Annotated in this window: 11 protein-coding genes and 1 pseudogene; all 12 read left to right on the top strand. The window is 35.2% G+C overall.

Translation table 11 applies throughout. The annotated features are described in order from the left end of the window. Positions 1-170, top strand: a 170-nt coding sequence (locus tag C502_RS19130) for a DUF932 domain-containing protein (protein WP_154650412.1), incomplete at its 5' end; no start/stop codon positions are given. A gap of 149 nt (positions 171-319) precedes the next feature. Continuing rightward, on the top strand, positions 320-1,447 hold the full coding sequence (locus tag C502_RS0109285) for a YqaJ viral recombinase family nuclease (RefSeq protein ID WP_018678557.1): 1,128 nt from the start codon (positions 320-322) through the stop codon (positions 1,445-1,447). A gap of 158 nt (positions 1,448-1,605) precedes the next feature. Further along, complete coding sequence (locus C502_RS0109280) at positions 1,606-2,505, top strand: recombination directionality factor (RefSeq protein WP_018678556.1); 900 nt, start codon at positions 1,606-1,608, stop codon at positions 2,503-2,505. 159 nt (positions 2,506-2,664) lie between these two features. Then, entirely contained in the window at positions 2,665-3,120 is a 456-nt protein-coding gene (locus tag C502_RS0109275) for a hypothetical protein (protein ID WP_026315775.1), read from the top strand. Positions 3,121-3,242: 122 nt separating this feature from the next. Then, positions 3,243-3,494 (top strand): annotated as a pseudogene (locus C502_RS19505) (YqaJ viral recombinase family protein); the annotation flags it as partial. Positions 3,495-3,749: 255 nt separating this feature from the next. Further along, positions 3,750-6,584 carry an RHS repeat domain-containing protein gene (locus C502_RS18235; RefSeq protein ID WP_228129330.1) on the top strand — a complete coding sequence of 945 codons (2,835 nt, stop codon included), beginning with the start codon at positions 3,750-3,752 and terminating at the stop codon, positions 6,582-6,584. Continuing rightward, positions 6,581-6,910, top strand: a complete 330-nt coding sequence (locus tag C502_RS0109265) for a hypothetical protein (RefSeq protein ID WP_018678553.1) — start codon at positions 6,581-6,583, stop codon at positions 6,908-6,910. The genes C502_RS18235 and C502_RS0109265 overlap by 4 nt, the downstream gene beginning before the upstream one ends. A gap of 383 nt (positions 6,911-7,293) precedes the next feature. After that, a complete protein-coding gene (locus tag C502_RS0109260; RefSeq protein ID WP_018678552.1) occupies positions 7,294-8,001 on the top strand; it encodes a tetratricopeptide repeat protein in 708 nt (235 codons plus the stop codon). A gap of 914 nt (positions 8,002-8,915) precedes the next feature. Then, positions 8,916-9,254 carry a hypothetical protein gene (locus C502_RS0109255; RefSeq protein ID WP_018678551.1) on the top strand — a complete coding sequence of 113 codons (339 nt, stop codon included), beginning with the start codon at positions 8,916-8,918 and terminating at the stop codon, positions 9,252-9,254. Positions 9,255-10,072: 818 nt separating this feature from the next. Continuing rightward, the gene (locus C502_RS0109250) at positions 10,073-10,285 is read left to right on the top strand and encodes a TIGR03643 family protein (RefSeq protein WP_244877208.1); all 213 of its coding nucleotides are present in this window, start codon (positions 10,073-10,075) and stop codon (positions 10,283-10,285) included. A 97-nt stretch (positions 10,286-10,382) separates the two neighbouring features. Beyond that, positions 10,383-11,156 (top strand): NAD(+) diphosphatase, encoded by a 774-nt coding sequence (gene nudC, locus C502_RS0109245; protein ID WP_018678549.1) that lies wholly within the window; start codon positions 10,383-10,385, stop codon positions 11,154-11,156. Positions 11,157-11,477: 321 nt separating this feature from the next. After that, complete coding sequence (locus C502_RS0109240) at positions 11,478-11,987, top strand: cytochrome b (RefSeq protein ID WP_018678548.1); 510 nt, start codon at positions 11,478-11,480, stop codon at positions 11,985-11,987. The last annotated feature ends 14 nt before the right edge of the window (positions 11,988-12,001 follow it).

Here is a 12,001-nt window from a genome sequence, read left to right as displayed (position 1 = left end):
TCAGTTCAGCCAAAGATACGGCGTATGGATTACTGTGCTCAATCACCGAATTTTGTGACCACGAACGTCGAGCCATGAGTACCGATCATCGACTCGATTCAGCATGGTTTGGAGCAGGCGCATCCATTAAGCAACGTGGTTTAGAACAAGCACTTCGAATGATTGCCTAAATTCAGTTTCAGTTAAGCCTTCTACATTAGCCTAAGCATACGGTAACACCGTACAAGCACAGCAACACCTTTAGCCACATTTCCAGATGTGGCTTTTTTTATGCCCGAAATTTAGCTTTTACGATTTTACTCATACAGGAATATTTCTAATGAATAGCCATACTCAAATTCAAAACACCTTAAATCATCCACCGTTACAGCCTTATTTCCCTAACTTAAACCAACCTAATCAGCAGATTGAGGTGGGAACCCGAACCAAACGAGATCGACCGAATACGCAACCACGCAAAACCAAACCATTCACTGCCAAACGACTTGCCAACACCAAACAGATGAATTACCAGCAATGGTTAGAAGTTCGAAAGCAGGGTATAGGCAGTAGTGATGCAGCAACGGCCTGTGGACTGAATCCCTATATGTCGATGTTGGAACTGTGGATGATCAAGACTGGGCGGATGCAACAAAATATCGAGGATGAAAGTGCTGGTTATGCACCGTTGTACTGGGGCAAACAGTTAGAACCGCTTGTTGCTGAATACTACAGTATGCACACCAACCATAAAGTTCGTCGAGTCAATGCAGTATTGCAACACCCTGATGAAGACAAGCACTTTATGTTGGCAAACCTTGACTATGCCGTGGTGGGTAGTGACGAAGTTCAAATCTTGGAGTGTAAAACTGTCGGAGAGTATGGCTCCAAACTTTGGCGGGATGGCGTACCGCTGTATGTCCTCTGCCAAGTACAACATCAACTCGCTGTGACAGGAAAGCAGGCAGCACATATCTGTGCTTTGATCTGTGGACATGAAACCAAGATATTCAAAGTCACACGCAACGAAACGGTAATTCAGCACATCATCAATGCGGAACGCCACTTTTGGCAATGTGTCGAAACTGGTATTCCTCCAAGTGTCGATGCATCCGATTCAGCAGCCAAAGCCTTACAACAACTTTACCCAGCACAAACTCCATTACAGGTAGAAGACTTGACCCAAAATGAACAAGCCAATTACCTATTTAATCAATTGTTAGAGGAGCGACATAAGGTTGAACAACACCAACAGTATTTCGATGAACTCAAACATCAACTGCAAATGCTGATGAAAGAAGCGGAGCGAGCAGTATTTACAGGGGGATCGGTCACTTGGAAGAAATCACAAGACTCGATCAGCCTAGACAGCAAATCACTGCTTAAACAGCACCCTGAATATCTACAGCAGTTTCCACAAACTAAGGCAGGCACACGAAGATTTCAGATTTACCCGAATGGTGGATAAGGCAGCTACGCATATCCAGCATTTATTTCTTCAACAAACATATCAAATCAACCAACACCAAAAACCAACACCAAAAACCAACCGATCCCATACCTCAACAGGTATGGGATTTTTTATGCCCAAAATTTTATTTATACATCTATAGAGAGGACAGCATCATGATTAAAGGACTCGCAATCACACCACCCGTTTTAGGTCGTATCAGTATTGGTAAAATCGTGGAAAAGAATGGCAAACGACTCCCTGAAAAGGATGACCAGTTCACCATCACTAGCCAAATCCAAAACAAGGATGGTTGGGTGAAACATCCATTGGATGAACAGCTACGTGCCAAAGCACCCAATCAGAATCAAAAACTTAGAACTATTCCAGTTCGTATGATCTTTAATGATCCTGAACTCAATCTACGGGCGGAGTACAGCTTATTTGATCGTCAGACTGGACGATTAATCTGCTCAGGCAATGGAGAAACCTGTCAGCGACTCGGACAAAATGGCGTTGAACAACACCCATGCCCATCACCTGATTTATGTCCATTGGCACAAGGTGGACTGTGTAAACCTTATGGCAGACTGTATGTCAATTTAGATGAATCAGATGAGTTCGGTACATTCATCTTTAGAACCACAGGCTTTAATAGCATTCTTACTTTGGCAGCAAGGCTCAGTTATTATCATGCAGCATCGGGTGACTTGCTTTCGTGTTTGCCATTGCAATTGACCTTGCGAGGTAAAAGCACTACGCAAAGCTACCGCACCCCGATCTACTACGTGGATTTAACTTTACGTGATGGTACTAATTTGCAGGAAGCGATTATGTCAGCCAAACAGATGGATGAACAGAGCAAGGCCGCAGGGTTTTATCAGGAGGCTCTGGATCATGTCGCACGGCAAGGTTATGGCAATGCCAGTTTTGAGGTGGGAGGGGAAGAAGGCTTGGATATCGTGGAGGAGTTTTACAACGATGAATCTAAAACAGAGTATCAGCAAACGCATGATCTCACTCATGTTCAGGATATCCAAAAAGGGTTGCAGCAGTCGGTGCAGGCTTTGAATTAAAATGAATTTAATTAGAAAAGAGTATTTGTACTCTTTTTTTTTGCAAATTTGGGGTAGGAGGTTTGAAATTGATTCATGTGTAAATGTGAGGCTAAATTAGATTTACTTTAATAGAGCTTTTTAGTATTTTGTTGGCAAGTTAGATGTATGTTCTTTGATATGCGTTCAAGTGGGACGACCAAGCTTATACTCGCATTTATCCTGTTTTTGTTTACAATAACAATTACGGGGATTCATGCGTGGGCGCCTGTCTTACTTGAAAATATTGAACATCAACATGAACTGAGTATTGTTGTGGAAGATGATGCATCTAGTCATTGGTCTTTGCTGCACTTAGATGATTCTTTTACAAGTACGACTGATCATGATGTAGAAACACATACTTGGAAGAATTTTGATGAGCCAATTTATCATCATTCGGTGAAGCCTATTTCTTCTGATAGCGATCTAAGCATAGATCCTGTCTTTATTCTTAGTTTTGCACTTCCACTCGTTTTATTCTTTTTTCATTTTTTTGAGAAGCCCGTTTATCGAGCTTTCTTAAAACGGCGACCCCCTCTCGTATTTAGTAATTCTTATACTTACTCCAAAGACTTAATCGTTCTGCGTAATTGATATTTCTATACAAAAAATAATTTTTCATTTTTTTGTATAGGTAAAGTCATGTCTAAAATTTATCAGCTATTTCTTAGTTGTGGTTTTGTAGTAACGGCAGCAAGCGTATTTGCGGAAACGAATTTTGGGGCAAGCAACTTGAACCACTTGTAGCGGAATACTACAGCATGCACACCAAAAATAAGGTACGTCGGGTCAATGCTGTGCTACAGCACCCCGATGAAGACAAGCATTTTATGCTTGCCAATCTAGATTATGCCGTAGTCGGTAATGATGAAGTTCAAATTTTGGAATGCAAAACCGTAGGAGAATATGGCTCAAAACTATGGCGAGATGGCGTACCACTGTATATCCTCTGCCAAGTCCAACAACAAAATAGTTATGATGTAGCAGGCAATATCACTAAAAAAATAGAAAAAGGACAAACTACAACATATAGTTATGATTTAAGTCGTAATCTTGAAATTTCACGAACAGAAGCTGTTGGTACTGCACAAGAACGAACAATAAATACCATTTGGCATAGTGACTTTCCAAAGCCAACAAGAATTGAGGAAGTTTCCCAGACACAAGTCGTTAGAGTTTCAAATTATGCCTATGATACGCAAGGCAATGTTCTAACAAAATCTATGACTGATCCTGTATCGCAGGAAATTCGTACATGGAGTTATGAATACAATAACTTTGGTCAAATGACTAAGCAAGTTGCTCCAAATGGTGAACAAACTACTTATCAATATGATGAAGTAAATGGAAATCTATTAAGTAGTACAGATGCTAGTGGTATAGTCACTAGTTATAGTCTACATAATGCTGATGGACAGCCAACGCGGATCACGACAAGTACGGGTGTTATTACAGAACTCGTTTATGACGATGCTGGGCATGTTATCCAACAGAAACAAACAATTAGTAATGATGAATTACAGCAAGAGAATAGTGACAGCGGATTAAGCTGGTGGCAACAATTTGTTAACGCAGTGTATGGGCTATTTAATCAAGAACAACCCTATACAGAAGCAGAACAGAAGTTTGTCGTCGTAGCCAATCAAGGTCCATCACAGCAAGCGATCAATACCTATGAATACGATGCTAGAGGTTTATTGATTGCGACAACCTTAGCAGATGGTGAACGTGTTGAATATACTTATGATGATGCACATCGCTTAACTGAAATCAAAGATCAGTCAGATAATCGTTCAGTTTATACCTTGAATCGCAATGGTGATATTACTCAGACTGAGGTTTATGGTGAGTCAGGTCAGCTTGAAGCGAAAACCCAGCAAGTCTATGACAATTTAGGACGTTTGCAGAACACATTAGGTAATGCTCAACAAAATCAGACATTGGGTTATAACTATAATGATCAAATAGTTAGTAATAAAAATACGCTGAATCAAAATTATAGTTATACCTATGATGCGCTAGGTCGCCAGAATAAAGAGACTGATCCTCTCAATCAAAGCAGCAATTATGAATACGATGCTTTAGATCAACTGAAAAAAGTCATTGATGCGAAGGGGGGTACAACGACTTATCAATATAATGCTTTTGGCGAAGTAACGCAGCTTAATAGCCCAGATACTGGTACAACCAATTACCAATACCAAAATGGCAAACTTCTAGAAAAAGTTGATGCTAGTCAGCGTAAGCGCCGTTATCAATATGATGCTCAAGGGCGAGTTACGCTACAGCAAGATCAATTTGTTGATGGTACAGATCAATATGAAAATACAACTTTTGCTTATGGGCAAATAGGTAATGATCAAGGAAAATTGGTACAGGCAAACAACAATCGAGCAGAAACTCAATTTGCTTATAATAATTTAGGTTTGGTACGCCAAAAGTCGATTAAGTATTTGAGTACATCACAAAGCACCGCACCTGAGCTGAAAGTTCATTATGCATATAGCTTAGGTGGAAAACTCAAACAAGTTGGATTACCAAGCGGCAATATTGTTAATTATGACTATGATATAAAAGGTCAACTTGCGGGAGTTAGGCTTAATAACCAATCATTTATCAGTAATATTCAACATTCGATTAATGGTGTTAAAGGTTGGCAATATAGTCAGGTTGGTGATCAAGTTCAATTCCAATATGATCTAGATGGTCGTATTAAAAAAATCTTGATGCCGAATGTCTATGATAAAAATTATAGTTATGATACAGCCGATCGTATTTTAGCTATTACTGATCCAACGAATAGTAATACAAACAGTAGTTTAAAGCATGATGCCTTAAGCCGTTTGATTGAGCAGAGTCTTTTCAATAAAACTTTTAAATATAGTTATGATGCCAATAGCAATCGACTCACAAGAAATCAAACAGTAAATAGTACGGCAACTACTGAAAACTATACGATTCAGTCGGGTAATAACCGTATCAATACCATTACACAAGGAAGCAATAGTAAAACCTATAGCTATCTCGCTACAGGTCAAATCACGAGTGATGGTGTAAGAAGTTATACTTACAATGCACAAGGTCGTAGCGAAAGTATTAGTACAGGTACAAGTAGTAGTTTCAACATCTACGACGCATTTGGACAACGTATCCAGAAAATTGGTAGTAATGCAGGTACACAAAACCAAACCCTATTTGTCTATGATGAAAATGGACAGTTACTTGGAGAATACACTCCACAAGGTGAAGTGATCCGAGAATACATCTGGTTAGAAAATCGTTTAGTTGGCCTAAGAAGTTATCAATATCCAAATGAAATCTTGCGAGTGCATACCGACCATTTAGGTACGCCAAGAGCGATCAGTAACAATCAGAACCAAATCTTGTGGAGATGGGAGGGAGATCAGTTTGGGGATGTTCTTCCGCAATCGTCAGTTAATCTAGCCATGCCATTAAGACATGCAGGGCAGTATTATGATAGCGAAACTGGAATTTTCTATAATTATTTTAGGGACTATGATCCGATTACTGGAAGATATGTGGAAAGTGATCCAATTGGCTTGGATGGTAGGTTAAATACTTATGGGTATGTGGGGGGGGGGAATTCACTTATGGAAATCGATCCGTTAGGTCTTTTAGAAGCTAGTTGGATTCGAGAACCTATTTTAAATATCACTAATAAAAACATATTTGATAGAGTTGGTTTAACTAAACCATATTGGTCATGGTGGGGTTATATCAAATTTATTAGGGTTTATGGAAATTTAACAGGATATATTAATATTGATGTTAAGTGTAAAGATGAATGTAGAGAGTGGGAGATACATGAAAAAGAGCCTTTTAGTTTACAAGGGCATGTCGATATAGGTCCAAATTTATATGCTTTAGGAGCGGGTGTTGCAACTGGTAAACCCTCTATAGGTATAGGTGCAAATGTACTATTAGCAAGTGGAAGTTTACTTGAATTAGAAGCATCTTTGTTGAGAAAAGCTTCTCCTTTATTATCTAATGTAAAGCAGAATGGACCATTAGCTATTTGCAAAGGAAATGGAATGTGAATATTGAAACAATCCTTGTGCTAACTTATTTTTTATTTTCTATTTTAGCATGGCTAATTTGGCTAATTTGTAATAAAAAGCTTAAAAATTTTATTTGTGAAGTCACTCCAATATTCAAAAAACATATTAATGATAGTTGGAGTGATGGAAAAATTTACTTTATAAACTATGATTGGCGTAGGTTGAAAATCATAAAGAAAAACTTAAATTTGCTAACAACTATTCAGATAAATAAATATCATAATATTTTTAAGTTACGTTTATTTGCAGTGACATTTTTTATGTTGGCTATTTTCCTAGCATTATTTGGTTATTTGGTTATTTGATTGCTGAAGAAATAGATATTTTATAAGAGATGTGTTTTGAAAGGAGTGAACATGTAAGTAGAATATGAATTTAGGAGCACTTTTCTAAAATTGTCATGCAGGTCAGTACCACGGCCAGGAAGTTAACCTGTTCTATAACTACTTCCGTGACTATGATCCGATTACTGGACGTTATGTAGAAAGTGATCCAATAGGAAATATTGTAGATGAGAAAAAAGTTAAAAAATATTTATTAACAGAAATAAGTAAACTTGAATATTTGGAGGATGAAAATGCTTCTATAAAAAGTATTTATAACTTTTCTTACAATTATGCTTTAAATTCTCCTTTAACTTATTATGATCCTAATGGTTTATATCCTAAAGATGCTTGTGGGGTTGTAGATGAATGTAAGAAATGGTGTAAAAATACAAAGAAGAATGGAAGATCAATTGTTTTTTGTCTATTGTGTTATGCATCTGATAAAAAGCCACCTCCACCAAGGTTACCTACTCCAACTATTCCTAAACCAAGTGAACCAAAGAAATGAGATTATTATGGAAACTGATGATTTATATTTAAAATGCCATAATTTGATAGAAGATAGAGAATATGAAGAAGGATTGAGCATATTATTTGAGATAAAAAATAATATTAATGCGAAATTTTTATTAGCTTATCTTTATGAAATTGGAGTAGATGGTTTTTTAGATAAAGATACTTATAAGTCTATTCTAATTTACGAAGAATTAATAGAGTTAAATCAAGTTAATGCTTTGTATAATTTAGGAATGTTATATCTTAGAGAAAGTGATTTTAATAAATCTGTATTTTATTTAAAAATGTCTTCAGAGGTCGGTAATAGTTCAGCAAGTTATTGGTTGTATCGTATTTATGAAGAAAATTTTATTAATGAAGCTGAAAGACAAAAATACTTGATGGTTTCAAAAAATCAAGGACATTTGCAAGCAAAAAAAAGTTATCTTATAGAAAAGCGGATTAAATCCAAATCTTATATACAGAAATTAAAGTTGAGTATTCAAATACTATATCTAAAAATTAAAGTTATACCCATTATCATAAAAGATCCAAAAGATGAGAGATTAGTTTAAAAATGACTTCACCTATCAAAATTTGACTATACTAAAAATAGTTGGTGATAATAAAAGCTTATTGCATCGTAGATTATTTTTGCATGTGCAACTTACAGGAAATTTAACTTCCCAAGTTATCATGCTGGTAAATATTAATTTAGTAATGAATAATGAGTTAGTGGTGTGGACGGTATTTAAATTAAAAATTTTAAGATAGGTTTGGCGACGATAATTAGATTTAACATCATGGCCAAAGATAAATATCTGAGACATCCAATTCTTGACCTGTACTATGATTGGTGCTAATTTAAACAATAAGGAAGTCATATACTATTTGGGATTTAAGAGAAATCTTGCCTAAATGAACAAAGATATGACAACCTGAATACAAAGCTAACAACGAACGAAACGATTCAGATCGTTTTTAAAAATGTTCAAGGTTGTAGAAAAGCCCGTTAATCGGGCTTTTTTAATGTCCATCATTTTTAAATTAAATTTACGAGATTGTTTTTAAAAGATGGACGTAGAATTTTTAATTACCTTACGGCACTTCGATAGTAAAACTGAGGCCAATCAACTATCAAATTTTTTGTTTTTACATAAGTAAGAGTTTCAACGTCGTCAGGTCGCTTATGTGTAAGAACATGTTTTCAAACTTTATGTGGATAATCGGTTTATCTGCTGATTAATCAAGGAAAGTAGACTGAAAACCATATGTTGTTATGACTCGGTTTTGTTTATAAATAATATAGCTTAGGCGATTTATAATTTTTAAGTCGTCTATTCAGTTTTTATAATTTCAATTATGAACAACTTTCCAAAGTTATGTGTAATCCTGAATGAGTGCTGTAAAAATATGTGTAAATTGCTAGATTGCCTCATAAATTTGTTTGAGTATAGATTCAGACAGTGGAATTTACAGGATAAATATCATGGCAGTGAAACAAACTATTCTTTTAAAATCTCTTTTTATTTTGGGTCTTGTGGTAAGTTCTTCCATGACTAGTGTAACTTTCGCAAGTTCCGAGCAGGCATGGAACAAACATGATCAAGAAATAAAAACAGCTTGTATTAAAGCGAGTCAACTGAAGAATGCTAAACCAATAAGTAATGTCATGCTGTTTGATGATCGTGTTGGATATTCATCACTCCTGATCCAAGGAAAATATCCGCAAGCACATATGAAAAATAAAATGGGTCAAGAGCTTTGTTTATGGAATAAGACTTCGAAGAAAGCTTATGTAACTGAAGCAAACATGAAAGTACGTTAAGGGGTGCATATGCATAATGCTTTCTGGATGAAATACAAAAAATTATTGTTTGAACTTTTGTATTAAAAATAGCGGTAAAAACTAAATTTTAAATTTTTTATTTATCAATGTATTAATTTGACTATGACTGCATCCACCAAATATATAAATAAGTCTTTGTTTTTACAAGGGCTTATTTATATCCAATTTATTCATTTAAGAAACTACAATAGATAAATCATATGCTTCTAATGCAACTTATTTCATACCTTATAAAACTCAGATTTCTTATCAGTCTTATGATCCATAACGATCAGATGCTTTTCTTTAGTCCTATAAATTCAGTTTGATTTAAGCTAATTCCGTTAATTTAATCATAAGGTAAAGCCGTACAAGTATAGTTACACCTTTCGCCACATTTCCAGATGTGGCTTTTTTTAATTTCTTTAACGTTACTATCCAATACTCAAAATATTCTGCCAGATTGATGATGGTTAGTTTAAGTCGGATAGTTTTGATCTCTGAGTAGCCTAAGCGAAGTTAAATCCTAAAAAGACCGCTGTCGTATAAAATGAATTATATAAATTTGTAGATCAATCATTTTGTGGGAAATTAGACTTCCTCGCTTTTTTAGATCATTTTTTGTACTATTTAGGCTTAAAAAAATCACAAATTTTTCATCTATAACATCTTAATATCATCCAAATATTTAAATTCTGATAACAGATGATTGATAGTTATCTATTACATGAATTTTTGAGTTTAATTCTAAAAGTAAGGATGATTTTGTGATTCAGACAGCTCAATATCTCGATGGTGATATATCTAGAATTATTGAAATGGCTTGGGAAGACAGAACCCCATTTGAAGCGATCGCTCGTGAATATAGTTTAAATGAATCAGCTGTGATTCGACTTATGCGGCTTCATTTACAAGCCAATAGCTTCAAGCTTTGGCGGAAGAGAGTAAGTGGACGTAAAACAAAACATTTGCAGTTACGTTCACCTGAAGTGTCTCGTGGTTATTGTACACGCCAATACAAGCATCATTGAATAAGTTCAGTGACAAATTAGAAGTTTTCGTTCATAACTCATTCTACAGCATAGATTTTCTTTATATAGATCATGTGCATATCACTAAGGTAAAGTAATGTCTAATTTATCAATTGCTTATATTTTTCAACAACAGCAGCTTTTAGTGGATCAAGATTTTCAACTGCCTCAAGTTGAAAGATTGCTTAATGATCTGGCGTTATCAAGTGATCATAAAGTCATTGCTCGAGATTTATGTGAAAATGAAACCATTCCTGAAGGATTCGATTTTGTACCGATTCGTCAGTTAGTACAGTTTTGGAATAAGACCCAATTTGAGCAAGCAAGTCGCGCTGTACAACTACTCGAATGGCGACGTAATCATCAGTTTTGTGGTCGATGTGGAATTAAAACCACCCAAAGCATTGAGCAGTTTGCGATGGTTTGCCCAAGTTGTGGCTATACACAATATCCAAAAGTGAATCCATGTGTTATTACGATTATTACACGTGGTGATGATGAAATTCTACTCGCAAAAAATGCACGAAATAAAACGCAAATGTACAGTTTGATCGCGGGTTTTGTTGAGGTAGGGGAAACATTAGAAGATGCTGTTCGACGTGAGACACTTGAGGAAGTAGGCCTACACATTAAAAATATAAAATATTTGGCAAGTCAGCCTTGGCCATTTCCAAGCAATTTGATGGTTGCATTTAAAGCAGATTATCACGCGGGCGAAATTGAATTACAGCAAGATGAGATTAGTGATGCACAATTTTTTAAATTTGATCAACTTCCAGAAATTCCATTTAAAGGCAGTATTGCCTATGCCATGATTATGCATATCATTCATGGTACAGCAGTCGCCGATGATACGAGTGAATGGTTGTAATACCGTATTGATTCACTTAATAGCATTATTTGGGCGGATTAAGCTAAATTAATAATTCAGATACCCAAGTATTTTATGCTGAATTTTTGCATAAAATACTTTTCGATTAAGCATGAAAATAATTAGAGTTGTATTTACTCATGAATTTGTAATGAATGAAATTGAGAATGATTATTTTTATTTGGTGTTAAATGATATTTGTTTTTAGTTCTTGATATTTAAAATATTTCTTTAAAAATTAATTTAATTTTAAGATTACTTTTATAATGTAATAGAATGTTTTTATATATTTTTAAATATGAATTTTAATATCGGGGTGGTATGAAAAATAAATATCCTTTTCCTGTAATGATTGTGCATTGGCTGACGCTTGTTCTTGTCGTACTTGCTTATATCACTGGCGGAGATCCAACAGTACATCTAAAAAGTGGGGAACTGCATGTTTTTGCTGGAGTCTCTGTATTTCTGTTATTTTTTATCAGAATTATAATGATTTCTATTTATAGAAAAGATCTCCCACACAATAAGCCGATGAGTAAATATCAGAAAACTTTATTTTTAATGGTGAAACATACGCTTTATTCATTGTTATTTTTAATTCCTGTATTAGGTTGGTTTACTTTATCTGGATTAACCGAAAGTTATCAGTTATTTGGAATGAATTTACCTTTAATAAGTAACTCATGGGACGTAGAAATAATTGGTGAAACTCATGAATTTCTTGGAAATTTTTTCATGGTACTTATAGGTTTACATGCACTAGCTGCCTTAATTCATCACTATGTATTTAAAGATAATGTTCTGAAAAGTATGCTTTATTTTAAAAAATGAACCAAGAGCTTAAA

Origin of the sequence: Acinetobacter tjernbergiae DSM 14971 = CIP 107465 (assembly GCF_000374425.1) — a bacterium.
GTDB lineage: Bacteria > Pseudomonadota > Gammaproteobacteria > Pseudomonadales > Moraxellaceae > Acinetobacter > Acinetobacter tjernbergiae.
The sequence above is the reverse complement of the archived record's forward strand: the minus strand, read 5'-3'. Positions and strand labels throughout refer to the sequence as shown.

What these genes read in the sequence shown, in the direction of transcription:
- C502_RS18235 (WP_228129330.1), top strand. Translation starts at nt 3,750, where the DNA reads ATGACTGATCCTGTATCGCAGGAAATTCGTACATGGAGTTATGAATAC.
- C502_RS0109285 (WP_018678557.1), top strand. Translation starts at nt 320, where the DNA reads ATGAATAGCCATACTCAAATTCAAAACACCTTAAATCATCCACCGTTA.
- C502_RS0109240 (WP_018678548.1), top strand. Translation starts at nt 11,478, where the DNA reads ATGAAAAATAAATATCCTTTTCCTGTAATGATTGTGCATTGGCTGACG.
- nudC (WP_018678549.1), top strand. Translation starts at nt 10,383, where the DNA reads ATGTCTAATTTATCAATTGCTTATATTTTTCAACAACAGCAGCTTTTA.
- C502_RS0109250 (WP_244877208.1), top strand. Translation starts at nt 10,073, where the DNA reads ATGGCTTGGGAAGACAGAACCCCATTTGAAGCGATCGCTCGTGAATAT.
- C502_RS0109260 (WP_018678552.1), top strand. Translation starts at nt 7,294, where the DNA reads ATGAATGTAAGAAATGGTGTAAAAATACAAAGAAGAATGGAAGATCAA.
- C502_RS0109280 (WP_018678556.1), top strand. Translation starts at nt 1,606, where the DNA reads ATGATTAAAGGACTCGCAATCACACCACCCGTTTTAGGTCGTATCAGT.
- C502_RS0109275 (WP_026315775.1), top strand. Translation starts at nt 2,665, where the DNA reads ATGCGTTCAAGTGGGACGACCAAGCTTATACTCGCATTTATCCTGTTT.
- C502_RS0109255 (WP_018678551.1), top strand. Translation starts at nt 8,916, where the DNA reads ATGGCAGTGAAACAAACTATTCTTTTAAAATCTCTTTTTATTTTGGGT.